The sequence below is a fragment of the Halobacillus sp. KGW1 genome (genome assembly GCF_001592845.1).
Lineage (GTDB): Bacteria > Bacillota > Bacilli > Bacillales > Halobacillaceae > Halobacillus.
Genome location: NZ_LSOC01000002.1, coordinates 1,269,653 through 1,294,070, shown reverse-complemented (window position 1 = coordinate 1,294,070; position 24,418 = coordinate 1,269,653). Strand labels below are relative to the sequence as shown.

The window sequence follows — 24,418 nt, the reverse complement described above, 5'->3', positions numbered from 1 at the left end:
GAGTATGTTAAAGGAGGACACAAACCAATGGGTAAGATCATCGGTATTGATTTAGGTACAACAAACTCTTGTGTTGCAGTTATGGAAGGTGGAGAAGCGAAAGTTATTCCCAACCCGGAAGGAAACCGCACGACTCCATCCGCTGTAGCCTTCAAAAATGGGGAACGTCAAGTAGGGGAAGTCGCTAAGCGTCAAGCGATCACAAACCCGAATACAATCCTTTCTGTGAAACGTTACATGGGTACAGACCACAAAGTTGAAGTAGAAGGCAAAGAGTACACACCACAGGAAGTGTCTGCCATCATCCTTCAATATATCAAGAGCTATGCAGAGGACTATCTTGGAGAAACAGTGGATAAAGCTGTTATCACTGTTCCAGCATACTTCAACGATGCAGAGCGTCAGGCAACGAAGGATGCAGGGAAGATCGCAGGACTTCAGGTAGAGCGTATTATTAACGAGCCTACGGCCGCAGCACTTGCTTACGGCATTGACAAAGAGAATGAAGATCAAACAATTCTTGTATACGACCTTGGTGGCGGTACATTCGACGTCTCTATCCTTGATATCGGTGAAGGTACCTTTGAAGTAGTTTCTACTGCCGGAGATAACCGCCTTGGCGGAGATGACTTCGACCAGGTTATCATCGATCACATGGTAGCTGAATTCAAGAAAGAGAACGGCATTGATTTGTCTCAAGATAAAATGGCGAAACAACGCCTGAAAGATGCAGCAGAAAAAGCGAAAAAAGACCTTTCTGGTGTAGCTCAGACGCAGATTTCCCTTCCGTTTATTACGGCTGGCGAAGCTGGTCCACTTCACTTGGAAATGAACTTGACTCGTGCAAAATTCGAAGAGCTTGCATCTGACCTTGTAGAACGCTCTATGAAGCCGACTCGTCAAGCGATGAAAGATGCCGGTATGAGCGCAAGCGAAATCGATAAAGTTATTCTTGTCGGTGGTTCCACACGTATTCCTGCTGTACAGGAAGCCATTAAGAAAGAAATCGGTAAAGAACCGTCTAAAGGTGTTAACCCTGATGAGGTAGTTGCGCTGGGTGCATCCATCCAAGGCGGCGTATTGCAGGGAGATGTTAAAGACGTTGTTCTTCTTGACGTGACACCACTTTCCCTGGGTATTGAAACAATGGGCGGAGTAACAACGAAATTGATCGAAAGAAATACGACGATTCCGACAAGCCACTCCCAGGTGTTCTCTACTGCTGCAGATAATCAGACAGCGGTTGATATTCATGTCCTTCAAGGGGAACGTGAAATGGCTCAGGATAACAAAACACTCGGCCGTTTCCAATTGACGGATATCCCGCCTGCACCACGTGGTGTTCCGCAAATCGAAGTTAGCTTTGATATCGATGCGAACGGTATTGTAAACGTGCGTGCGAAAGATATGGGTACCAATAAAGAGCAATCCATCACGATTAAATCTTCTTCAGGCCTTTCTGATGAAGAAGTAGAAGATATGGTACGTCAAGCGGAAGAAAACGCCGAAGAAGATAAGAAGAAGCGGGAAGCTATCGAACTTCGTAACGAAGCAGACCAGCTAATCTTCACAACAGATAAGACTATCAAAGATCTTGGCGAGCAGGTAAGTGAAGAAGATAAGCAAAAAGCGGAAGCAGCGAAAGAAGAACTTCAAACGGCGCTTCAAGGAGAAGATCTTGAAGTGATCAAAGAGAAGAAAGAAGCTCTTCAAGAGCACGTACAGGCTCTTTCTGTAAAACTTTATGAGCAGGCGCAGCAGCAGGCTCAAGAAGCGCAGGGTGCTTCTGGAGATGATGATGTCGTTGATGCAGATTACGAAGAAGTCAACGAAGACGATAAAAAGTAAGAGAAGGTAGAATTCAAAAGTCAAAGTCAGGTTCTTCTTGACTTTGGCTTTTTTCTTGAAGAGGAAGGACGATGGTTTCGGCAAGAGAACCATTTGCCTGCCTCCTTCTTCAATGTTAATATAAACGTTATGTAATAGCGTCCGGGAGAGTGATCGACAAGTGAGTAAACGTGACTATTATGAGGTTCTAGGAGTTTCCAAAGACGCCTCCAAGGAAGAAATCAAGAAAGCTTATCGTAAACTGGCACGTAAGTATCACCCTGATGTCAGTCAGGAAGAAAATGCATCAGATAAGTTCAAGGAAGCGAAAGAAGCCTACGAAACGCTGAGTGATCAACAGAAACGTGCACAATACGATCAATTCGGCCATGCCGGTCCAAATCAGGGCGGCTTTGGTGGTTTCGGCGGCGGAGGAGAAGACTTCGGCGGCTTCGGTGACATCTTTGACATGTTCTTCGGCGGCGGCGGTCGTCGTCGTGACCCGAACGCTCCGCAAAAAGGTCAGGACCTTCAATACACGATGACCCTGCAATTTGAAGAAGCGATTTTTGGTAAAAGTGCAGATATTCAAATTCCGACGGAAGAAGAATGTGATACCTGCGACGGTTCCGGTGCGAAGCCCGGCACGAGTCCTGAAACCTGCCCGCATTGTCAAGGAAGCGGTCAAATTAACCAGGAGCAGAATACACCATTCGGCCGTGTCGTGAATCGCCGCGTCTGCCATCACTGCCAGGGGACTGGTAACCTTGTCAAAGAAAAATGCCAGACCTGCGGTGGCGATGGTCGTGTGAAGAAACGCAGAACCATCCACATCGACATTCCTGCCGGCATTGACGATGGTCAGCAGATCCGCGTTCAGGGCAAAGGCGAAGACGGTGTCAATGGAGGACCGGCAGGAGACTTGTTCGTCGTTATCCGTGTCCAGCAGCACGAGTTCTTCCGCAGAGACGGCGATCACATTTTCTGTGAAATTCCGCTCACGTATGCACAGGCGGCACTTGGCGATGAAATCGAAGTTCCGACTGTTCACGGCAATGTGAAGCTGAAAGTGCCTGCGGGTACACAAACGGGAAAAACCTTCCGCTTAAAGGAAAAAGGGTCTCCGAATGTTCATGGCCGTGGTCATGGCGACCAGCATGTCAAGATGAAAGTGATCACACCGAAGAACCTGACAGAGCGTCAAAAGGAACTGTTGCGTGAATTCAATGATATTAGTGGAAATGAAGCGACAGAAGAGCAGCATGGGAATTTCTTCGAGCGTATGAAGCGCGCGTTTAAAGGAGAATAACAGATGTACGTGTCTGTACGAAAAGGTCTAAAGGGTCTTCTGACAGGATTTCCCTGTCCTGTCGTACAGGCACTTTTTGTATGAGAAGAATTCAATATAATGAAAAGGGTGGGAACCTATGAAGTGGTCTGAAGTCTGTATCCATACGACCAGTGAAGCAGTTGAACCGGTATCGAATATTCTCCATGAGTCTGGAGCGAGCGGAGTCGTCATCGAAGATCCGGAAGATATGAAACGATATAAGACTAAGCTTGGAGAAATCTATGAGCTTAATCCGGATGACTATCCGAAAGATGGAGTATATGTCAAAGCTTATATGCCGATGACTAGTTTTCTTGGGGAAACCGTGGACGGCATTAAACGTTCGGTTAACAACCTAACCGAATTCGGTATCGATATCGGGAGAAATGAAGTCACGATCCAAGAGGTACATGAAGAAGATTGGGCAACATCGTGGAAGAAATATTATAAACCGGTGAAGATTTCCGAGAAAATTACCATTATCCCTACGTGGGAGGACTACACGCCGGTATCCAGTGACGAAATCATTATTGAAATGGATCCAGGAATGGCATTCGGTACGGGGACTCACCCAACGACGGTTCTCAGCATTCAGGCACTGGAACAGTACCTTGTTCCGGGAGACAACGTGATCGATGTAGGAGCAGGGTCCGGCATTTTAAGCGTAGCATCCATTCTTCTGGGAGCGGAACACGCGTATGCTTACGATTTGGACGACGTTGCTGTGTCCAGCTCAAAAAATAATGCCGCTCTAAATAAGGTCGATGATAAAGTGACGGTTCAGGTCAATGATCTTCTTCAAGGGGTGGACTGGGAAGCGGATCTGATCGTTTCCAACATCCTTGCAGAAATCATTGTTAAGTTTACTGATGACGCGTATAACGTGGTGAAACCGGGTGGCTATTTCATCACATGTGGTATTATTTCAGCCAGGAAAGAAATGGTCAGAGATCGTCTGGTGGAATCTGGTTTTGAGATCGTCGAAACAAACATGATGGAAGACTGGGTCAGCATTATTGCAAGAAAACCGGAGTGATGGACGATGCAGCGATATTTCATTGATCGAGAACAGTGGCGGGATAACCATATCACCATAGTTGGTAATGACGTACATCATATAACGCGTGTGATGAGAATGGGAACCGGTGATGAAATCATAGCCATCCATCCCGATAAGGGACCGGCTCTTTGTGAAATTACGGATATATCGGACGACACCGTTGTATGTAAGTTTGGTGAATGGCGGAAGGAAGACAGGGAACTTCCGGTACAGGTGACGATCGTGTCCGCAATCGGCAAAGGCGACAAGCTTGAGCAAGTTGTTCAGAAAGGAACGGAGCTCGGTGCCCATGCCTTCATCCCGTTTAAAGCGGAGCGTTGTGTCGCGAAATGGGAGAATAAAAAAGTGGATAAAAAAATCAACAGGCTCGAGAAAATCGCTAAGGAAGCGGCGGAGCAGTCAGAGCGGTCTCACGTCCCTGACATTTATCCACCCGTATCATTATCAGAATTAAGAACCAGAAAAAAAGCTTTCGACCGGTGCTTTTTTGCATACGCAGACGAGGCAAGAAGAGGAAGTTCGTATGCACTGCACACACGATTGGCAGAAGCATCTCCGGGAGAGAAGGTTCTCGTGGTCTTTGGTCCCGAGGGCGGCTTTTCTGACCAGGAAGTGCAGACGCTGGATGGGGATGGATTTTTATCTATCCGCTTAGGACCCCGGATCCTTCGTATGGAGACAGCCCCTCTTTACTTCTTGTCCAGTATTTCTTTTCTGTTCGAGGAACAGGAATAAGTGTGCGGTTTTTATATTTGAATCGCTTTCATGCTGTGCTACAATAAGATGTACGAACAACTAAACCGTGAAAGGACGAATCATCCATGGAACAAAACTTAGCTAAAATGATAGACCACACGCAACTGAAGCCGGATACACCAAAAGAAAAAATCACTCAGATTTGTGAAGAAGCGAAAGAGAACCATTTCGCTTCTGTTTGTGTAAACCCACACTGGGTCGAGTATTGCTATAGTCTGTTGAAGGATACAGATGTGAAGGTTTGTACCGTTATTGGTTTCCCGCTTGGAGCCACTTCAAAAGAAACGAAAGCTTTTGAAACGAAGCAGGCAATCGAGAACGGTGCTACAGAAGTGGACATGGTTATTAACATCGGAGAGCTTAAATCAGGGAACAGTGCTCTTGTACAGGAAGATATCGAAGCTGTCGTTAACGCTGCCAAAGATCAAGCTCTTGTAAAAGTTATTATTGAAACATCTCTTCTGACAGACGAAGAAAAAGTAACGGCATGCAAACTTGCCAAAGCAGCAGAGGCTGATTATGTTAAAACATCAACAGGTTTCTCCGGCGGCGGTGCAACGGTTGAAGATATCAGCCTGATGCGCAAAACCGTAGGCCCGGAAATGGGTGTCAAAGCATCCGGCGGTGTCCGCGACTATGATGGAGCAAAAGCGATGATTGAAGCGGGTGCGACCCGGATCGGTGCAAGTGCCGGGATTTCCATCATTAATGGAGGACAGGGTACCTCTGATTACTAATCAAGGATTAGCAGCTGGTTAACGTGGAAGAAAACGGTAATAAAGATCGGTTATTCCGCAAAAAAAGTTGACCATATGTGCTCCTTATAATATAATTGTCAAAGGTATGGGGGGTTCCCATACAAGAGAAACAGTTTTGTTTGCTTCGGAGGGAGGGAAATTAGCATGTCAAAAACAACTCGCGTTCGTAAAAACGAGTCTCTTGAAGATGCTCTTCGTCGCTTTAAGCGTGATGTATCAAAAAGTGGTACATTAGCGGAATATCGTAAGCGTGAATATTACGATAAGCCTAGCGTACGCCGTAAGAAAAAGTCTGAGGCGGCTAGAAAGCGTAAGTAATTGTAGAGGGTGTTGAAGAGATGACTATTACAGACCGTCTAGCCCAGGATATGAAAACGGCCATGAAGGCACGTGACAAGGAACGTTTGTCAACGATCCGCATGGTCAGAGCTTCTATGCAGAATGAAGCGATTAAACTGGGGAAAGACTCATTATCTGAAGAAGAAGAATTGACTGTTTTAACCCGTGAGGTAAAACAGAGAAATGATTCCCTCCATGAATTCAGAGAAGCTGGACGTGAAGATCTTGTAGAAGGACTCGAACGTGAACTTGAGATTTTACAAGTATATATGCCGAAACAGCTGACAGATGAAGAACTCAAGCAAATCGTTGATGAAGCGATTGCGGAAGTAGGAGCTGCTTCCAAGAGTGACATGGGTAAAGTCATGAGCGCCGTCATGCCTAAAGTTAAGGGCAAGGCCGACGGAACCAAGGTCAATAAACTCGTTCTTCAGCAATTATCTTAAACAATATAAAGGCCTCTCTTATTAAGTAAGAGAGGCCTTTTTATATTTTTGAAACCTGAAACCGCATTCGTTCGTATAGGAATGGTACGATGGGAAAACTATCTGGAGGGAGGTGATGGAGGAATGAAGAAATCGGTTCGCGTTTCGCTCTATGCGGCAATCCTTATCTTCGCCTTATACTTAGCAATCAGTCCTGGAGATATCATAACTCAAGCAGATGGTGAAGGAGAGACTGTATATATCGTTCCTGTAAGGGATACGGTGGAAAGGGGAATGGCAGCCTTTCTTGAAAGGGTAACGTCTGATGCCGAGGAAAACGGTGTCGACCACATCATTTTTGAAATTGATACTCCCGGCGGAAGGGTAGATGCGGCCGGTGACATCGGCGAGATCTTTCAGGATCTCGACATTCCCAACACAGCATTTGTCACAAGCAGAGCGTATTCAGCCGGTTCTTATATAGCATTGAATGCAGATACTATATACATGAAACCACAGGCGACGATGGGAGCTTCCGGAGTAATCAATTCTGATGGGACAGCGGCCGACAAAAAAGCACAGTCTGCCTGGATTTCAGCTATGGTGGCAGCCGCTGAAGCGAATGGAAGAGATCCACAGTACGCAAGAGCCATGGCGGATAGTAATGTAGACCTCCCCGACTATGGTGCGCCGGAAGGAGAATTCCTTACGTTGGGTCCGAAAGAAGCAGAGGAAGTCGGTTATGCAGAAGGAATCGTAGAAGATCGTAATGAACTGTTGAATGCGCTTGGTTTATCGGATGCAGAGATAGTTGAAGAGAACCCCACGCTTTCAGAGAACGTGGCCAGATTTTTAACGGATCCTGTCGTCATTCCGATCTTGCTTTCAATCGCAAGTATAGGGCTTGTAGTGGAGCTTTATTCACCTGGTTTCGGTATACCTGGAATTATGGGAGCGTTGGCACTCGTCCTGTTCTTCTACGGACATATTGTCGCAGGACTTGCGGGATATGAGGCGATCATTCTGTTAATTCTTGGTGTAGGCCTGGTGATAGCGGAGTTGTTCCTTCCGGGAGGGATAGCCGGGGTGATTGGGGTTGTAGCTATTGTCGCCGCCCTTATGATGTCCTCCGCGGATATGGGGCACATGGCGATGAGTATCGGAATTGCTCTGATTGTTACCATTATCGTGTCCGTCATTCTTTTCAAGACGATCGGACTCGAAAAGGGATTTTTCCGCCACATTATTTTAAATGACTCCACCTCCAGTGATAAAGGATACGTGTCGTCGGTAAGCAGGCTGGAGCTTATAGGTTTGGAAGGAAGCGCCATCACCCCGCTTCGCCCATCCGGAACCGCTGATTTCGATGGAGAAAGGCTTGATGTAGTCACGGAAGGTGGTTTCATCGGAATAGGAGAAAAAGTGAAAGTTGTGAAGACAGAAGGGTCCAGAATAGTTGTCAGGGCCTTAAAAACAGACGAATAAGAGGAGGAAGTATTTTGACACTTCAGGAATTAATGCCGTTAATTATCATCGGTATCATTATTATCGTATTAGCAGTTCTGTTCACGTTTATACCCGTTATGCTGTGGATCAGTGCCTTGGCTGCGGGAGTGAAGATCAATATCTTTACACTGGTCGGTATGCGTTTGAGAAGGGTTATTCCATCCAGAGTCATTAACCCGTTGATCAAGGCCCACAAAGCGGGGGTAAACGTCGATACAAACCAGTTGGAGAGTCACTACTTGGCGGGAGGTAACGTAGACCGCGTTGTTAATGCCTTGATTGCAGCGCAGCGTGCAAATATCGAACTAAGCTTCGAGCGGTGTGCGGCCATTGATCTTGCCGGCCGTGATGTACTGGAAGCTGTGCAGATGAGTGTTAACCCTAAAGTTATTGAAACGCCGTTTATCGCCGGTGTAGCGATGGACGGGATTGAAGTGAAAGCGAAGGCGCGGATTACTGTGCGTGCCAACATTGACCGCCTCGTCGGTGGTGCAGGGGAAGATACCGTTATTGCCCGTGTAGGTGAAGGTATCGTCTCTACTATCGGTTCCAGCTCCAGTCATGGTCAAGTGCTGGAGAATCCGGATCGTATTTCGCAGAATGTTTTAGGCAAAGGGTTGGACGCGGGGACTGCATTTGAAATTCTATCGATTGATATTGCAGACATTGATATCGGGAAGAACATCGGTGCCATCCTTCAAACCGATCAGGCGGAAGCAGATAAAAACATTGCCCAGGCGAAAGCGGAAGAACGCCGCGCTATGGCAATTGCCCAGGAACAAGAAATGCGCGCCCGTGTTCAAGAAATGCAGGCGAAGGTTGTTGAAGCAGAGGCGGAAGTTCCACAAGCCCTTGCTGCGGCTCTCCGTTCAGGAAAAATGGGTGTGATGGATTATATGAACTATCAGAATATCAATGCCGACACAGATATGAGGAATACACTCGGCAAAGGATCTGACGAAGATTCCGAAGGTGAAGATAAATAATTCAATGATGGACGAAAAGGAGAATGGATATGGGAGATCTTCTTGATCTGATATTCAGTAACTTCCTCGTCGTCGCTGCAATCATCGGTGGAATCATCAGCTTTTTCAGTGGAGCAGGGAAGAAAGAGCAGCAGGCAGACAAACCAGCCCGGCCGATGCCGTCTTCCAGCCCGGCTCCTGAGAAGGTGCCGGAACAGAAGGTGGAAGCAGACAAGACGAGTGGAGAAGATCGTCTGAAGCGTTACTATGAAGAGAAACAGCAGCGCTTAAATGAAGTGCAGCAATCCAGAGAGAGAATGCGCGGGTCGGAGCGACGGTCGTCCGGTCCCGGCCCCCAGGTGGAAGTAACTTCTGCGCAGTCAGCAGGAACAGGGCGCAAAGAAGTTAGTGTTGCAAATCCGAAGAGCTGGAATAAAAAGAAGCTTGCGGAAGGAATTTTGATGGCGGAGGTGCTTGGTCCTCCCCGGGCACACAAGCCTCATTCCTCTCATCCGCGAAAAAGATAACCGAAACGCACGAATTGTAGTGATACAATTCGTGCGTTTTTCGTATAAATAAAGAGAGAGGAGGGCGGGCGCATGTCAAAATGGCAGCAGCATATCCGTACATGGATCGGTCGTTACTTTGATTTACCTTCTGATGTCATGCTGGATTTGCCAAGGATCACGACGATCGGCTCGATTCATTTGTACATAGAGAATCATACAGGCCTCCTGCATTTCTCGGATCATGAGATCAGGATTCAATATAAAAAGGGGCAGGTTCGCATTTTAGGTAAGGACCTTGGCGTGAAAATGATGTTGAAGGAAGAGCTGCTACTGGAAGGAGAACTGCAGTCGGTGGAATTCTTGCCTGACTCGGCCGGGGGGGTGAAAACTTGAGGAACCAGCGTGACTTTTTTCATGGCAGGATGACGGTGGAAGTTCAGGGGGCATTGATGGAGCCGTTTCTGCAGGCGTGTGTTAAACGCGGGTGCCATATATCGGATATGAAGCGCACGGAGGAGGGGAAGGTCCTCCTTACGATCCGGTTGAAAGACTGGCAGATACTTCGTCAATTACGGAAAAAGTATCGATGTAAAATATCTATTAAAGGTGGAAACGGGCTGCCGTTTTTTATTAATCAAATGCTGGGGCGGTTGTATTTAGTCTTCGCCTTCCTTGCTGCAGTCGTCGTCATATTTCTCCTCGCTAACACCCTTTGGTCCATCAAAGTGGACGGGCTGACGCCGGAATTAGAAGCGGATGTGGAGACACATTTGAAGGATTATGGAATCAAGCCGGGTAAGTTGACCATCGGAATGAGTGATCCAATCGAGATTCAGCAGAAGCTGCTTGATGATGTACCTGATCTGCTTTGGATAGGGGTCAAGAAGCAGGGGACGAGTTATCACCTTTATGGTGTGGAGAAAACTCGCTATGATACGAAAATGGACAACCGTCCCTCAAACCTGGTTGCTGCAAAGAAAGGGATGATAGTGGAGACGTTTATTAAGAAAGGCCGTCCACTTGTTTCCGTGTACGACGTCGTTAAAAAAGGACAAGTGCTGGCGACCGGAAAACTTGTAGAAGACAAAGAAACTGTCATTCATTCGGACGGGGAAGTAATTGCAGAGACATGGTATAAAGTGGAGCAGAACCTGCCTATGAAACAGGTGCTGACGCTTACAGACGGTCAAGTGGAGTCGGAGTATCACTTCCGCCTTGGGGAGTGGGAAGTTCCCTTCTGGGGATGGTGGAAAGGGGAGGACGGAAATTTTCGAGAAGAGAACCACAGGGATGGCTGGGACTTGTTCGGTTGGGAAAGTCCGTTTGGAATGAAGACGACGGATCACTATTCTATTGACCCGAAAGCATATGCGTCCTCAAGGGATGAGTTAGAGAAACTGGGTCTTGCATCGGGAAGACGAAGCTTGCAGCAGGAGATCCCTAAAGATGCAGAAATCAAGGAGGAAAAAGTTTTGCACCTGGGTGAGGAGCATGGTAAAGTAAAATTAATCCTATTGTATAAAGTACATGAAAATATTGCAGTCACAAAGTATTTAAGCCAAGGAGATTGAGTATGCCAGAAGACTTGAAGAACATGGACATTCAATTAGATAATACGACAGAAGCATTAGCTCTGTTCGGTACAGAAGACCGCAATTTAAAACAGATTGAAGAGCAGTTGAAAGTGACGATCATCACCCGTGGGGAGAAAGTGCGTGTGTCCGGCCCGGCTGAGCATGTGAAGATAGTAGAGGACATCCTGATGAGTGTACTCGCTATTATCAGAAAGGGACTGACTGTAACAGAACGTGATATTGTCTACGCGGTGGAACTTGCTAAAAAAGGGAAAATAAATCAATTTGAAGCATTATATGAAGATGAGATCACCAAAAACGCCAAAGGTAAGTCGATCCGTGTTAAGACGCTTGGGCAGCGGAATTATATTGCTGCTATTAAGAAGAATGACCTAGTCTTCGGTATCGGCCCTGCGGGAACAGGTAAGACGTATTTGGCTGTCGTCATGGCGGTAAATGCACTGAAGAACGGAGATGTTAAACGGATTGTCCTGACAAGGCCAGCGGTTGAAGCAGGCGAAAGTTTAGGTTTCCTGCCTGGAGACCTGAAGGAAAAGGTAGACCCGTATCTTCGTCCGCTATACGACTCCCTGCACGATGTGTTCGGTGCCGAGCACACGGCGAGGCTCATTGATAGAGGAACGATTGAAATTGCCCCTCTGGCCTACATGCGCGGGCGGACTCTGGATGACGCTTTCGCAATTTTGGATGAAGCACAGAACACGACACCTGAACAAATGAAAATGTTTTTGACTCGACTAGGATTCGGATCCAAGATGATCATAACGGGTGATATCACCCAGGTCGATCTTCCTAAAGGCGTGAAGTCCGGACTAAGAGTGGCGGAAGAACGCTTAGGGAAAGTGAAAGGCTCGGCATTCATCCACCTGGAGCAATCCGATGTAGTCAGACACCCGCTCGTTCAACGGATCATAGATGCGTACGAAAGGGAAGACAAATAAGGCCCTGAGAAAAGGGTCTTATTTTCTGTTCTGCAAGGAAAATTATGTAAGGGAGTGGCGTGATGTTCGATAGGATGCGTGAAAGATTCTTTAAGGGCGAATGGCGTACATCGAAGCCGATCATCGGATTGTTGGCCTTGGTCGTTGCAGCCTTTTTCTTTATACTGGCGATACCGAACATACAGACTCAGACCTATAATTTGGAGAAATACGGAACGGCTCCGGAGACGATCCGGTCCCCGATTACGATCGAAAACGAACAGAAAACGGACCAGCAGATAAGGGAAGTCACGAGAGCGGTAGATGACCGCTACACGGTTTCTGAGGATATAACGGAAGAGCGGATATCCATGATCGAAGAAATTTTTGATGTAGTGGAAGAAACGGGCGCTGAAGGAGACGATGCCGCTGGGAAGGAAGAGCAGCTTAGGAAAGTGCAGGCTCTTCTTTCTGATGAAATTACTTCAGAGCTTCCGACGGAGATTTTTCTGCCGCTGCTACAGGCAGACAAAGAGGAAAGGGAAACGGCGGAACAATTTCTTATCCCCTCCGTACATACTGCTTTAGAAGATGGAATCCGTGCGGAAGGTCTGCCGGATGCCGAGCGGAACATTCATCTCAAAGCAGAATACTCCAGCGTGCCTGCTTCTTTAAAGCAAGTGGTTTCCGACATTGCAGCGTTTGGGCTCGTGGAAAATTCGCTTTACGATCCGAGGAGGACGGAAGAAGCAATTAAGTCAGCAGCCTCCCAGGTCGAACCCGTCATGATCCGTGCAGGGGAGGTGCTGGTCCAAAAAGGGTCAACCATTACCAATGATATTTACGAAGACCTTCGTTTAACGGGTGTGTTGAAAGAGCAGAGAAACCTTTTGCCGTTTTTGGGACTGGCATGTTTTGCGCTTCTTTTGGGGACGATTATGTATATGGAAAGTTTCCGTGCTGTGCATCATTACGGCCTTTCACTAAGTCATCTGGCGATTACGGCGCTCATATCCATCTTTATGGTTTTTTTGATGAAGATGATCAGTCTTTATGATAGTATGGATCAGCCTATCTTTTATTTAGTTCCGGCAGCGACAGGGGCGGTGTTGATCAAAGTCCTTTGTCGGGAGAGACTGGCTCTTGTCATGGCGATCCTCTATGCGCTTATGGGCTGTGTATTGTTCAACGGACAATTGTCCGGTACGCTGAATGCTGCTGCCGGTATGTACCTGCTCTTATCCCAGTTGGCCGGTATCTTCTTTCTTACAAGGAAGAAAGAAAGGTTGTCCATCGTGAAGGCAAGTGCCGGTGTTGCTATCACCAATATATGTACCATCTTGTTCTTCCTATTCATTTCTTTTGAGAAATACACCTGGTCGGAAGTGCTCCTTTATTGCGGGTACGGCTTTGCTGCTGCCATGATTGCGGCGGTTCTTACCCTTGGTCTCCTTCCTTTCTTCGAGACAGGTTTCGGTATACTGTCCGACCAGAAACTGTTAGCCTTGGCAAGTCCCAATCACCCGGTCCTGCGGAAAATATTGATAGAAGCACCCGGGACGTACCATCACAGTGTTATGGTCGCTAACTTAAGTGAAGCGGCATGCGAGTCCATTGGTGCCAACGGACTTTTGGCAAGAGTAGCTGCTTATTATCATGATTTAGGAAAAACGGTAAAACCGCACTTTTTTATCGAGAATCAAATGGGGATGAAGAACCCTCATGATTATATGGAACCGGAAGAGAGTGCCGAAATCATTATCGATCACCCTTATGCAGGAGCGGCCATGCTGGAAAAGGAAAACTTTCCGCCCGAGATTATTGCAATTGCGGAACAGCATCACGGAACGACTCTGCTCAAATATTTCTTCCATAAGGCACAGGAACGTAGAGAGAGCGTGAAGGAGGAAGAGTTCCGTTACCCGGGGCCCAAACCTCAAACAAAAGAAGCTGCGATTATCAATATCTGCGATTCCGTTGAGGCTGCTGTTCGTTCTTTGGACCATCCGACAGCAGATAAAATTCGCTCCATCGTCCGCTCCATTATGGAAAGCCGCTTGCTTGATGGGCAGTTAGACGACAGCCATTTGACGTTTAATGACCTTAAGAAGTTGGAATATGCCATATGTGAGACGCTTCAAGGGATCTACCATTCAAGAATTGAATATCCGGATACGAAACAATTAGTCAGGGAGGCTAAATAATGATTACCATTGATTTTCATGATGAAACGAATTCCGTCGACGAAGCGTTCGTTGACCTGATCCACCGCATCATTAGTTTTGCAGGAGAGAAAGAGGGAATTGAAGCGGAAGCAGAAGTGTCTGTTAGTTTCGTGGATGATAAAGAAATTCAGGAGATTAACCGAAATTACCGACAAAAAGATACACCGACGGATGTAATTTCCTTCGCTATGCAGGAATTGGGAGAAGGAGAAGAAGAAGTGAACGTGCTGGATGAGAATATGCCGATGATTCTCGGAGACATCATTATTTCTGTTGATACAGCGAAGGTGCAGGCGGAAGAATATGGGCATTCCCTTGAAAGAGAGCTCGGTTTCCTTGCTTTGCACGGTTTCCTGCATCTCCTGGGATATGACCATATGAATACTGAGGATGAGAAGAAGATGTTTGGCCGTCAAGAGGAAATCCTCCATGAGTTCGGACTCGAAAGGTCGTAAAAAGAAACGGGGAATTGGATTTCGATATGCTTGGCACGGTCTTGTTCGTGTCATAAACTCTGAGCGAAACTTTCGAATCCATCTCTCCGTCGCTTCCATCGTATGTATCGCGGGTGCTGTGTTCTCGATTTCCGCTTTGGAATGGGCGGTTGTTGTGGGGATCATCGCTCTTGTAATGACACTGGAGATGGTGAACTCCGCGATTGAACGGATCCTGGATCATCTCGCTCCAGAGCGGCATCCTGCGGTGGGGGAAGTTAAAGATATAGCGGCAGGTGCGGTGCTCGTCGCGAGCGCCGGATCGATCGTGATCGGATTGATCATTTTCCTGCCGAAACTCATTCCGTTGCTCTAACTTCATGAAAGTATGGGCAATGTATAGTAGAATATAGAGAGTAACGTTTAAGTAATTATTGGAGGAACAGCTATGACAGACAATTTCAAGTCCGGTTTCATCACGATCGTAGGTCGTCCGAATGTCGGGAAATCGACATTTATGAACCGCGTCATCGGGGAAAAAATCGCAATTATGAGTGATAAGCCGCAAACAACGAGAAACAAAATTCAAGGGGTCTATACAGATAAAGAAGCACAAATGATATTTATTGATACACCCGGTATCCATAAACCGAAGCACCGTCTCGGGGACTATATGGTCAATGTTGCTGAGAATACGCTGAATGAAGTGGATGCCGTCTTGTTTATGATCAATGCGGAGGAAGGATACGGCCGGGGAGACCAATTCATCATTGATCGTCTCCAACGCGTCGACCAACCGGTATTTCTGATCATCAATAAGATTGATAAGGTGCATCCGGATGAATTGCTCCCTTTAATTGAGCAGTACAAAGGCATGTTCGACTTTGAAGAAATCATTCCTATTTCCGCCCTTGAGGGGAACAATGTGAACCACCTTGTCTCCGTCCTGAAGAATCATCTTCCGGAAGGTCCTCAGTTTTATCCGGAAGATCAAATCACCGATCACCCGGAGCGCTTTGTTATCAGTGAATTCATCAGGGAAAAAGTACTGCATCTGACAAGAGAGGAAGTTCCGCACTCCATCGCGGTGGTTATCGAGGGAATTGAAAAGCGGAAAAACTCTAATGCCGTTTATATCCAGGCTGCCATCATTGTAGAGCGGAAATCACAGAAAGGCATCATCATCGGCAAGCAGGGCAGTATGTTGAAGGAAGTCGGAAAGCGTGCCAGGAAGGATATTGAAGCGCTGCTTGGCAGTAAGGTGTTCCTGGAGCTTTGGGTCAAGGTGCAGAAAGACTGGCGCAACAAGCAGATCCAGCTCAGCGATTTCGGCTATCGGGAAGACGAATATTGATACTTGGAAAAAATTAAGCCTTATGGTTTCAAGGAGAAGAACGCATTCTAATATTGTGTATTTGTTTAACAATGATTATGAAAGGCGGTGTTTCTTGTGCGCGACAAACTTTCATGGAATGTTTTCAGTATGACTGGAAGCGTGGAGACGTATTTGTTAATGAAAGAGTTGGAGTCTCAAGATCAACAGTCTGAAGAGAAACATGCTTCTTCTCCTGAATTTTTATCAACAGATGAGTGGAGACACTAACGAAGCAGGTGAGCCATTTGTTAGACAAAGTGGAAGGCTTGGTCATCCGGACGAACGATTACGGGGAGACTCATAAGGTCGTAACCCTGATGACTAGAGAAAAAGGTAAAATTGCTGTGATGGCGCGCGGGGCTAAAAAGCCGAAAAGCCGGATGTCATCGGTGACGCAGCCTTTCATCCATGGGATGTACCTCATTCATTCGGGGTCCGGATTAGGTTCTATGAGTCAGGGCGAAATGCTCTCTTCGCTGCGATCGATCCGCGAAGATATCGTTAAAACAGCGTACGCTTCTTATATTGCTGAATTGACGGACAAACTCATGGAAGAAAAGCAGCCGGATCCTTTTCTTTTTGAACAGCTCCTGCAGACACTGACCTGGATGAACGAAGGCAAGGATCCGAACATCCTTTCGATGATGTACGAACTGAAGATGTTCAAGAAAGCGGGCTTTGCTCCGGTCGTAGATCAGTGCATTCACTGCGGCAGTCAGGAAGGACCGTTCTCTTTCTCCATCGTGGAAGGAGGCGTCTTGTGCTTTCGTTGTAAAGGGCGCGATCCGGAAGCCTATGGACTGCCGGAACCGCTGCCTAAGCTGTTGCGTGTATTTCTACATATGGATGTCAAGCGTTTGGGTACCATCACGATGAAGGAAGAAAATAAGAAACTGCTCAGGCAGTTGATGGATGATTATTACGAACGATACGGCGGTTATTTTTTGAAATCAAAAAAGTTCCTCAGACAGCTTGATCAGTTCTCCTGATGTTATTTGACAGACATCAGTCAGTAGAGTATGATTTGAATACAAAATATCGTTTTGCGTTGAAGGAAAGTAGTAGCTGAACAATGCTGGTTAAAGCGAGCCTGTGGGGGTGAGAGTCAGGCATCATGCGGTTTGGTGAAGGCGTTCCGGAGCAAATTCTTTAAAAGTGGCTTTCTTATGGAGAAAGCAATTAGGGTGGAACCGCGGAGACCCCGTCCCTATGCCTGAAACAGGCATAGGGACGGGGTCTTTTTTATCTACCTATAATTCGAGGAGGGAAACAATGAACATACAAGATATGATCTTAACATTACAAAAACACTGGTCCGACCAGGGGTGTCTGCTCATGCAGGCATACGACACAGAGAAAGGGGCAGGGACGATGTCCCCGATGACACTGCTCCGGAGCCTTGGACCTGAGCCTTGGAACGTGGCATACGTGGAACCATCACGTCGCCCTGCGGATGGTCGATACGGCAAGAACCCGAACCGTCTTTATCAGCACCATCAATTTCAAGTGATCATGAAGCCTTCCCCGGATAATATCCAGGAACTCTACTTGGATTCTCTCCGCGCACTCGGTATCGACCCGGATAAGCACGATATCCGTTTCGTGGAAGATAACTGGGAGAACCCGACGCTTGGAGCTGCCGGGCTGGGCTGGGAAGTATGGCTCGACGGTATGGAAATTACGCAGTTCACTTATTTCCAACAAATCGGTGGATTGGAAGCACGCCCGGTTTCTGCTGAAATTACGTATGGCTTGGAGAGACTTGCCTCTTATATTCAGGATAAGGAGAATGTTTTCGAACTGGAATGGACGAATGGAGTTACGGTCGGAGATATTTTCACACAGCCGGAATATGAACATTCGGTCTATACGTTCGAAGCATCGGATGAACAAATGCTTTTCGATCTCTTTAATACTTACGAGCAGGAGGCAAAGCGCATTATGGAACAAGGCCTTGTTTTCCCTGCCTATGATTACGTATTGAAGTGTTCCCATACGTTCAACCTGCTTGACGCTAAAGGAGTCATCAGTGTGACAGAGCGTACCGGTTACATCTCAAGAGTTCGTAACCTTGCAAGGAAAATTGCCAAGACTTATGTGGAAGAACGCGAGCGCCTCGGATTCCCGATGCTGAAGGAGGAGAAGGATACCAATGAGTAAAACCGTATTGTTTGAACTTGGAGTTGAAGAATTACCGGCACGATTTATCGATGATGCCATCGGTCAATTAAAAGAGAAGACCATCGCTTGGTTGGAAGAGAACCGCATTCCTTACGGGGCTGTGAAAGACTTCGCCACCCCACGTCGTCTCGCTGTACAAATTACGGACGTAGCGGAAAAACAGCCGGATGTCGAGGAAGAAGCAAAAGGACCGGCCAAGAAAATCGCATTGGATGAAGAAGGCAACTGGACGAAAGCTGCCATCGGTTTTTCCAAGGGGCAGGGAAAAGGTGTCGATGACATCTACTTCAAAGAAATCGGCGGAACGGAATATGTCCATGTCAACAAGTATATCGAGGGCCAGGAAACTTTCGAACTGCTGAAACAGTTTCGTGAAGTCTTCCTTAGTCTCTCGTTCCCGAAAAACATGCGCTGGGGAGATCGTGATCTTCGCTATGTCCGCCCGATTCGCTGGATTGCAGCACTTTTCGGAGAAGAAGTCATTCCTTTCACCATTGAGAATGTAGAAGCCGGTAAAACAACATTCGGTCATCGCTTCCTCGGTGGAAAGACGACGATCCCTTCTGCTGACCAGTACGAACAAATAATGAAGGATCAAAACGTTCTTGCTTCAGCCGAGGAGAGGAAACAGGAAATCCATCGTCAGTTAAAAGCTTTGGAAGCATCAAAAGGCTGGAAACTCATCATTGATGAAGACCTGTTGAATGAAGTTACCCATCTTGTGGAATATCCAACAGTGTTCAGTGGAAGCTTCTCCGATGAATTCCTCGCCATTCCGGAAGAAGCATTGATTACTTCTATGAAGGAGCATCAGCGATATTTCCCTGTTCGTTCTAAAGAAGGAACGCTCCTCTCCTATTTCGTAGGAGTAAGGAACGGGAATGAAAAGCATATAGAGAATGTTGCACGAGGGAACGAAAAGGTTCTAAAGGCCCGTTTGAAAGACGCTCAATTCTTCTACGAGGAAGATCAAAAAGGCAGCATCGATCAGAAAATGGAGAAGCTGTCCCGGATGGTCTACCAGGAAGAGCTCGGGACGCTTGCTGATAAAGTGCAGCGGATCGTTGCCATTACAAAGAAATTGAGTGAGTGGCTTGACCTGGATGAAACGACTGGAAAACATGCGGTACGCGCAGCAGAAATCAGCAAATTCGACTTGGTTACACAAATGGTGGATGAGTTCACGGAACTTCAGGGCGTGATGGGGGAGAAGTACGCCCGCATCTTCGGAGAACCGGAAGAAGTTGCTGTCGCAATTAATGAGCACTACATGCCTCGTCAGGCAAATGGAGAGGTGCCGGCAAGCGTCATCGGCTCCATCGTAAGTATAGCTGACAAACTCGATACCATTGTCGGAAGTATCTCTATCGGCATTATTCCAACCGGTTCTCAAGACCCATACAGCTTACGTCGTCAAGCGCTTGGAATCTTACAGACTTTGAATGAGAGAAAGTGGAACGTGCCAGTGGAAAACCTCATTGACCTTGTGCACCAGTTCTACATAGAACTGAGCCTGCCGACCCGCACGAAAGAAGAAGTTCATGAAGATCTTCACGAATTTTTCCGTGTTCGTGCCGCGTATTTGTTAAGAGAAGACCATATCGATCCGGATATCGTCGAAGCGGTGCTTGCAAACGGCATCGGTGTCTTTCCTTCCGCTTCTGCTAAAGGACGTATCCTCGTTGAGAAAAGACAGGATCAGGCATTTAAACCAGTCCACGAAGCACTGGGGCGTGTACTGAATCTTGCTAAAAAGGCTGAGGATGCAGGAACAGTCGATCCAGCCTTGTTTGAAAACGCGGAAGAAGAAAAACTTCATCAAGCACATCAATCCATACACGAAGCGTATGTGGCACTTCTGCAACAGGAGCAGTGGGAGGATGCACTGAATAAGTTGTCCGGACTTGCTGAACCTATTCACGCATTCTTTGAACACACCATGGTCATGGCCGAAGACAAGAACGTACGCCTTAATCGTTTAAGCATGCTGAAAGCCATTGCTGAAGATGTTTATCTGTTTGCAGACTTGAATGCAATCGAGTGGAAGCAGCAGTTCTGAGTCACCCCCTTTTACCCGAAGAAGAATATGAGCTATAATAGTAAATAGTATGTCACATTGAGTGATCAGGGTGGTGATGGATTGGAATTATCTAATCGACAGGAACAAATCATACAAATCGTGAAAGACAATGGACCGATCACCGGGGAGAACATAGCGGAGCGCTTGAATTTGACGCGGGCTACCCTGCGTCCGGACCTGGCCATTTTGACTATGGCCGGTTACTTGGATGCCAGGCCCCGTGTCGGATACTTCTTCACCGGCAAGACGGGGTCCGAGCTCTTCACTGAAAAGTTGAAGAAATTCAAAGTAGAGGAATACCAATCGATACCGATTGTCGTCGACGAAAACGTGTCTGCATATGATGCGATCTGCACAATGTTCCTGGAAGATGTAGGGACCCTTTTCGTAATCAATGAGCACACGCACCTCGTCGGTGTTCTTTCGAGGAAAGATTTGCTGCGTGCAAGCATCGGCAATCAAGATTTGACCTCTGTACCCGTCCACATCATCATGACACGTATGCCGAATATAACCGTATGTCAACCCGAAGACCTTCTTTTGGATGCCGCACAAAAATTGATTGAGAAGCAGATCGACGGACTTCCTGTCGTTACACCCGAGGAAAGTGGGCAGGTCGTAGTCGGAAGGTTGACGAAAACAAATATTACGAAGGCTCTCGTTGAGCTTGCCCGGGATCAACATTTATGAGTCGAGGAAGGTAGGGATGGGAATCGTGGATAAACCATTGATATATGTACTCTCGGATTCCGTCGGTGAAACAGCGGAATTGGTCGTGAAAGCCTGTCTCAGCCAATTCGATGATGGACCGTTCGATTTGCAGCGCATTCCGTATGTAGAAGATAAGGGGACCATTAACGAGGCGGTCCAGCAGGCAAAGGAGCAGGGCGCTATGATCGGTTTCACTCTTGTTGTTCCGGAATTCAGGGATCATCTTATGAAAGAAGCCGACAAGCTGGGTGTTAAGTGTGTAGACATCATGGGACCTATGATGGAGTTAATGGAAGACCATCTGCATATCAAACCACGGCTTGAACCGGGTCTTGTTCACAAACTGGATGCAGATTACTTCAAGCGGGTGGAAGCGATAGAGTTCGCCGTCCGTTACGATGACGGCAGGGATCCAAGAGGGATTACCAAAGCGGACATCGTTTTGATCGGCGTATCAAGGACATCTAAAACTCCGCTATCGCAATACCTGGCTCATAAGCGTTTAAAGGTAGCGAACGTTCCAATTGTTCCGGAAGTCCAGCCTCCTTCTGAGTTGTTCCGGGTTGATCCGGAGAAATGCATCGGCTTGAAGATCAGTGCGGAGAAGCTGAACGATATCCGTAAAGAACGTCTGAAGTCGCTTGGTCTTGGGGCGCAGGCGAGCTATGCGAATATGGACAGAATTAATCAGGAACTTAATCATTTCAACAAGATCGTAGAGCGGATCGGCTGCCCGGTCATCGATGTTTCCAACAAAGCAGTGGAAGAGACAGCTAACGTTATTTTGAACAAACTCCGCAAAGATGCTCAGCAATAGTAAAGATGAAGGAAGTCGCGCTTTGATTAAGCGCGACTTTTGTTGGGAAGAATGAATTTAGGTAAAATTGGACATGGCATAAACAGGAGGAATGTATTATAATATCTATTTGTGGTAAAAATCCTTAAGGGAGAAGCGCTTTTCCCTTATCTTCCAACAGGGAACGCTGCTTAACACCCCTGTGAACTTTTCAGAATAATAAAACATTCGTAATTTAGGAGGATTCTACCGCTTATTGTAGAAATACTGATACTATGCCAAAACATAATGTAACCGTATGGGTGGATGCAGACAGCTGCCCGGTCCAGGATGAAATAGTCGAAGTATGCAGCCAGTATGAACTAACTCCTCAATTCATCGCGACCGTCAATCATTACAGCATGAACAAATCGATGATGGAATGGACGTTTGTAGATCACGGATCGCAGTCTGTCGATTTATACATTCTCAATCATGTAAAAAAGTACGATGTCGTCATTACACAGGACTTGTCTCTGGCCGTCCTGCTTACGCCCAAAAGGGTTTATGTCATGACGCCTAGAGGTAAACTGATTAGAGAAGGCGATGCCGATCATATTATGAATCAGAAGTTTCTCCGTCAGCAGACGATGAAACAGAGGAAACGATGGAAAGGCCCTTCTTCCTTTACAATGGAAGACCGGGACAAGTTTCGCGAAGTTTTTTCAGCGCTGTTGAGAGAGCAAGAAGGATTTTGAAGGAAGAGCAAGAATAATGGAGTTGTATGGTGATAATATGGCTGGACATATCCCAGAAGAAACTGTCGATCAGATTAGAAAGTCGATAGATATCGTCGATGTTATCGGTAATTATATCGACTTAAAGAAGCAAGGAAGAAACTACTTTGGTCTTTGTCCTTTTCATGGAGAAAGCACTCCTTCTTTTTCCGTTTCTCAGGATAAGCAGATATTTCACTGCTTTGGTTGTGGAAAGGGAGGGAATGTTTATACCTTTCTGATGGAAATGGAGGGCTTCAGCTTTATACAGGCGCTTAAGCAGCTCGCCGAGCAGGCCGGCATTGATCTGCCTGATCAGGTGACAAATGAGCGGCCATCCGAAAAGAGTACAGAAGCCCAAGCAATGTTGGAAGCACATAAGTGGCTTACCAAATTATATCATCATTTGTTAAAGAATTCCAAAGAAGGCCGGGAAGCCTATCAGTATCTGATTGATCGGGGGTTTACCGATGAGACGATACAAAAGTACCAAATGGGCTACTCCCCGGAATCGAAGGACTTTGTGGTCACGTTTCTTGAGAAGAAAGGTTTTCATCCGCAGACAATGGTGAAGGCGGGTTTGCTGAGTGTTAACGATCAGGGAGATTACGCCGACCGTTTTCGAGGGAGAGTCATATTCCCCCTGCGCAATCACCTTGGAAAGACAGTCGCATTTGCCGGCCGTTCTCTTGGGAAGCAGGAGCCGAAATATTTAAACAGCCCGGAGACCGAACTGTTTCACAAAGGAAGACTCTTATACAATTTCGACCAGGCGAGGGCGTCGATTCGAAAAGAAAAATCGGTTATCCTTTTTGAAGGGTTCGGGGACGTTATTTCCGCAGATCAAGCCGGGGTTCATAATGGTGTAGCGACCATGGGAACTGCCATTTCAAGTGCTCAGGCAAACCTTCTCAAAAAATATGTGGATCAGATTATTGTCTGTTATGACGGGGACAAGCCGGGTATAGAGGCAGCCGTAAAGGCGGCTAAACTTGTGAAAAGCGTAGGCTGTCAAACGTATGTGGCCCGAGTGCCCGATGGACTTGATCCGGATGACTTTATTCAAAAACACGGCGGTGAACGTTTCCGGAAAGAAGTGCTGGACACGAGCGAAACGTATATTTCGTTCATGATGAGCTATCTCAGGCGCGATTATAACCTCCAATTAGAAGGAGATCAAATTGCTTATATCGAAAAGGTATTACAAGAGATTTCCACGTTGGACCGTGCGATTGAAAGAGAGCACTACCTTAATGATATCGCGTCGGAGTTTGGATTATCGATCGACACGCTGAAAGAGGAAGTACAGTCGATCAGGGGCAGGGAAGCTCCCAAGGATAAGGAAAGCAATAACCGATATACTAACACTACAACGAGACAGTCATCGGTGCAGAAGAAGCTGCTTCCTGCTTTTCATAATGCGGAGAGAAAGCTGATTGCGTATATGTTGAACGATCCTTATATTGCTGATAAAGTTCAGGAGGAAATAGGGGGAGCTTTCAATATTGAAGATCATCAGGTCATTGTGACCCATCTTTACGCATATTATGAAGACGGCAATGAATCAGATGTCAGCCAGTTTGTGGAACGAATTGAGGATCCTTCTATTAAGAATCTGGCCGTTGAGCTGGCGATGGCACCGAACGGAGAAGAAATCTCCGATCAGGAAATCCAGGATTATATCGTAAGGATACGATCAGAACAGACGGATCGGACGGACATTAAAGGATTAGAAGCCGAACTGAAAAAAGCAGAACAGCAAAATGATCCAATTAAAGCAGCCCAGATTGCAATGGATCTCATTAAAAGAAAACAAGCCTTAAAACACAACTAGGTTTTAGTTTGTATAGATTGTTGGAAGGAGGGGGACA

At 46.7% G+C, this 24,418-nt stretch carries 25 protein-coding genes; all 25 read left to right on the top strand.

Annotated elements, in window-relative coordinates; all coding sequences use genetic code 11:
* Window positions 1–27 precede the first annotated feature (27 nt).
* The 25 genes from dnaK (at window position 28) to dnaG (ending at window position 24,381) form a co-directional block, all read left to right on the top strand.
* Window positions 28–1,848, top strand: a complete 1,821-nt coding sequence (gene dnaK, locus AXG56_RS07345; RefSeq protein WP_008638293.1) for a molecular chaperone DnaK — start codon at window positions 28–30, stop codon at window positions 1,846–1,848.
* A 160-nt stretch (window positions 1,849–2,008) separates the two neighbouring features.
* Window positions 2,009–3,136, top strand: a complete 1,128-nt coding sequence (gene dnaJ, locus AXG56_RS07340) for a molecular chaperone DnaJ (RefSeq protein WP_026577197.1) — start codon at window positions 2,009–2,011, stop codon at window positions 3,134–3,136.
* 118 nt (window positions 3,137–3,254) lie between these two features.
* On the top strand, window positions 3,255–4,193 hold the full coding sequence (gene prmA / locus AXG56_RS07335; RefSeq protein WP_008638290.1) for a 50S ribosomal protein L11 methyltransferase: 939 nt from the start codon (window positions 3,255–3,257) through the stop codon (window positions 4,191–4,193).
* A 6-nt stretch (window positions 4,194–4,199) separates the two neighbouring features.
* Window positions 4,200–4,952 carry a 16S rRNA (uracil(1498)-N(3))-methyltransferase gene (locus tag AXG56_RS07330; RefSeq protein WP_062513824.1) on the top strand — a complete coding sequence of 251 codons (753 nt, stop codon included), beginning with the start codon at window positions 4,200–4,202 and terminating at the stop codon, window positions 4,950–4,952.
* 86 nt (window positions 4,953–5,038) lie between these two features.
* Entirely contained in the window at window positions 5,039–5,710 is a 672-nt protein-coding gene (deoC, locus tag AXG56_RS07325; protein WP_008638285.1) for a deoxyribose-phosphate aldolase, read from the top strand.
* Between the two features lie 165 nt (window positions 5,711–5,875).
* Window positions 5,876–6,049 (top strand): 30S ribosomal protein S21, encoded by a 174-nt coding sequence (rpsU, locus tag AXG56_RS07320; protein ID WP_008638284.1) that lies wholly within the window; start codon window positions 5,876–5,878, stop codon window positions 6,047–6,049.
* A gap of 20 nt (window positions 6,050–6,069) precedes the next feature.
* Window positions 6,070–6,516: a GatB/YqeY domain-containing protein gene (locus tag AXG56_RS07315; protein ID WP_008638282.1), complete on the top strand. Its 447-nt coding sequence runs from the start codon at window positions 6,070–6,072 to the stop codon at window positions 6,514–6,516.
* 123 nt (window positions 6,517–6,639) lie between these two features.
* Window positions 6,640–7,980 carry a nodulation protein NfeD gene (locus AXG56_RS07310; protein ID WP_062513822.1) on the top strand — a complete coding sequence of 447 codons (1,341 nt, stop codon included), beginning with the start codon at window positions 6,640–6,642 and terminating at the stop codon, window positions 7,978–7,980.
* A 32-nt stretch (window positions 7,981–8,012) separates the two neighbouring features.
* On the top strand, window positions 8,013–8,987 hold the full coding sequence (gene floA, locus AXG56_RS07305) for a flotillin-like protein FloA (protein ID WP_062514134.1): 975 nt from the start codon (window positions 8,013–8,015) through the stop codon (window positions 8,985–8,987).
* Between the two features lie 29 nt (window positions 8,988–9,016).
* Window positions 9,017–9,493, top strand: coding sequence for a hypothetical protein (locus tag AXG56_RS07300; protein ID WP_062513820.1), 477 nt, complete (start codon window positions 9,017–9,019; stop codon window positions 9,491–9,493).
* 72 nt (window positions 9,494–9,565) lie between these two features.
* Complete coding sequence (gene yqfC, locus AXG56_RS07295; RefSeq protein WP_008638275.1) at window positions 9,566–9,868, top strand: sporulation protein YqfC; 303 nt, start codon at window positions 9,566–9,568, stop codon at window positions 9,866–9,868.
* A complete protein-coding gene (yqfD, locus tag AXG56_RS07290; RefSeq protein ID WP_062513818.1) occupies window positions 9,865–11,046 on the top strand; it encodes a sporulation protein YqfD in 1,182 nt (393 codons plus the stop codon). Before yqfC ends, yqfD begins: the two co-directional genes overlap by 4 nt.
* Window positions 11,047–11,048: 2 nt before the next feature.
* On the top strand, window positions 11,049–12,011 hold the full coding sequence (locus tag AXG56_RS07285; protein ID WP_062513816.1) for a PhoH family protein: 963 nt from the start codon (window positions 11,049–11,051) through the stop codon (window positions 12,009–12,011).
* Between the two features lie 62 nt (window positions 12,012–12,073).
* Entirely contained in the window at window positions 12,074–14,194 is a 2,121-nt protein-coding gene (locus AXG56_RS07280; protein ID WP_062513814.1) for an HD family phosphohydrolase, read from the top strand.
* On the top strand, window positions 14,191–14,670 hold the full coding sequence (gene ybeY / locus AXG56_RS07275) for an rRNA maturation RNase YbeY (protein WP_062513813.1): 480 nt from the start codon (window positions 14,191–14,193) through the stop codon (window positions 14,668–14,670). Before AXG56_RS07280 ends, ybeY begins: the two co-directional genes overlap by 4 nt.
* Window positions 14,645–15,025: a diacylglycerol kinase family protein gene (locus tag AXG56_RS07270; protein WP_062513811.1), complete on the top strand. Its 381-nt coding sequence runs from the start codon at window positions 14,645–14,647 to the stop codon at window positions 15,023–15,025. The genes ybeY and AXG56_RS07270 overlap by 26 nt, the downstream gene beginning before the upstream one ends.
* 72 nt (window positions 15,026–15,097) lie before the next feature.
* Entirely contained in the window at window positions 15,098–16,003 is a 906-nt protein-coding gene (gene era / locus AXG56_RS07265; protein WP_008638268.1) for a GTPase Era, read from the top strand.
* Window positions 16,004–16,099: 96 nt separating this feature from the next.
* Complete coding sequence (locus tag AXG56_RS19110) at window positions 16,100–16,252, top strand: YqzL family protein (protein WP_008638267.1); 153 nt, start codon at window positions 16,100–16,102, stop codon at window positions 16,250–16,252.
* Between the two features lie 17 nt (window positions 16,253–16,269).
* Window positions 16,270–17,013, top strand: a complete 744-nt coding sequence (gene recO, locus AXG56_RS07260) for a DNA repair protein RecO (protein ID WP_062513809.1) — start codon at window positions 16,270–16,272, stop codon at window positions 17,011–17,013.
* Between the two features lie 283 nt (window positions 17,014–17,296).
* Entirely contained in the window at window positions 17,297–18,184 is an 888-nt protein-coding gene (glyQ, locus tag AXG56_RS07255; protein WP_008638258.1) for a glycine--tRNA ligase subunit alpha, read from the top strand.
* Window positions 18,177–20,264 carry a glycine--tRNA ligase subunit beta gene (gene glyS, locus AXG56_RS07250; RefSeq protein ID WP_062513807.1) on the top strand — a complete coding sequence of 696 codons (2,088 nt, stop codon included), beginning with the start codon at window positions 18,177–18,179 and terminating at the stop codon, window positions 20,262–20,264. The genes glyQ and glyS overlap by 8 nt, the downstream gene beginning before the upstream one ends.
* An 81-nt stretch (window positions 20,265–20,345) precedes the next feature.
* On the top strand, window positions 20,346–20,975 hold the full coding sequence (locus AXG56_RS07245) for a helix-turn-helix transcriptional regulator (protein WP_026577201.1): 630 nt from the start codon (window positions 20,346–20,348) through the stop codon (window positions 20,973–20,975).
* Window positions 20,976–20,991: 16 nt separating this feature from the next.
* On the top strand, window positions 20,992–21,813 hold the full coding sequence (locus AXG56_RS07240; RefSeq protein WP_035387971.1) for a pyruvate, water dikinase regulatory protein: 822 nt from the start codon (window positions 20,992–20,994) through the stop codon (window positions 21,811–21,813).
* Between the two features lie 254 nt (window positions 21,814–22,067).
* A complete protein-coding gene (locus tag AXG56_RS07235) occupies window positions 22,068–22,529 on the top strand; it encodes a DUF188 domain-containing protein (protein WP_008638248.1) in 462 nt (153 codons plus the stop codon).
* 37 nt (window positions 22,530–22,566) lie between these two features.
* Entirely contained in the window at window positions 22,567–24,381 is a 1,815-nt protein-coding gene (dnaG, locus tag AXG56_RS07230) for a DNA primase (protein WP_008638245.1), read from the top strand.
* Window positions 24,382–24,418 lie beyond the last annotated feature (37 nt).

Bases quoted from the DNA above. Each gene is read 5' to 3' on its own strand.
- AXG56_RS07285 (WP_062513816.1), top strand. From the start codon at position 11,049: ATGCCAGAAGACTTGAAGAACATGGACATTCAATTAGATAATACGACA.
- glyQ (WP_008638258.1), top strand. From the start codon at position 17,297: ATGAACATACAAGATATGATCTTAACATTACAAAAACACTGGTCCGAC.
- yqfC (WP_008638275.1), top strand. From the start codon at position 9,566: ATGTCAAAATGGCAGCAGCATATCCGTACATGGATCGGTCGTTACTTT.
- era (WP_008638268.1), top strand. From the start codon at position 15,098: ATGACAGACAATTTCAAGTCCGGTTTCATCACGATCGTAGGTCGTCCG.
- prmA (WP_008638290.1), top strand. From the start codon at position 3,255: ATGAAGTGGTCTGAAGTCTGTATCCATACGACCAGTGAAGCAGTTGAA.
- dnaG (WP_008638245.1), top strand. From the start codon at position 22,567: ATGGCTGGACATATCCCAGAAGAAACTGTCGATCAGATTAGAAAGTCG.
- AXG56_RS07315 (WP_008638282.1), top strand. From the start codon at position 6,070: ATGACTATTACAGACCGTCTAGCCCAGGATATGAAAACGGCCATGAAG.
- AXG56_RS07270 (WP_062513811.1), top strand. From the start codon at position 14,645: ATGAGTTCGGACTCGAAAGGTCGTAAAAAGAAACGGGGAATTGGATTT.
- AXG56_RS07330 (WP_062513824.1), top strand. From the start codon at position 4,200: ATGCAGCGATATTTCATTGATCGAGAACAGTGGCGGGATAACCATATC.
- AXG56_RS07235 (WP_008638248.1), top strand. From the start codon at position 22,068: ATGCCAAAACATAATGTAACCGTATGGGTGGATGCAGACAGCTGCCCG.
- AXG56_RS07300 (WP_062513820.1), top strand. From the start codon at position 9,017: ATGGGAGATCTTCTTGATCTGATATTCAGTAACTTCCTCGTCGTCGCT.
- glyS (WP_062513807.1), top strand. From the start codon at position 18,177: ATGAGTAAAACCGTATTGTTTGAACTTGGAGTTGAAGAATTACCGGCA.
- deoC (WP_008638285.1), top strand. From the start codon at position 5,039: ATGGAACAAAACTTAGCTAAAATGATAGACCACACGCAACTGAAGCCG.
- AXG56_RS07310 (WP_062513822.1), top strand. From the start codon at position 6,640: ATGAAGAAATCGGTTCGCGTTTCGCTCTATGCGGCAATCCTTATCTTC.
- AXG56_RS07240 (WP_035387971.1), top strand. From the start codon at position 20,992: ATGGGAATCGTGGATAAACCATTGATATATGTACTCTCGGATTCCGTC.
- rpsU (WP_008638284.1), top strand. From the start codon at position 5,876: ATGTCAAAAACAACTCGCGTTCGTAAAAACGAGTCTCTTGAAGATGCT.
- AXG56_RS07280 (WP_062513814.1), top strand. From the start codon at position 12,074: ATGTTCGATAGGATGCGTGAAAGATTCTTTAAGGGCGAATGGCGTACA.
- floA (WP_062514134.1), top strand. From the start codon at position 8,013: ATGCCGTTAATTATCATCGGTATCATTATTATCGTATTAGCAGTTCTG.
- dnaK (WP_008638293.1), top strand. From the start codon at position 28: ATGGGTAAGATCATCGGTATTGATTTAGGTACAACAAACTCTTGTGTT.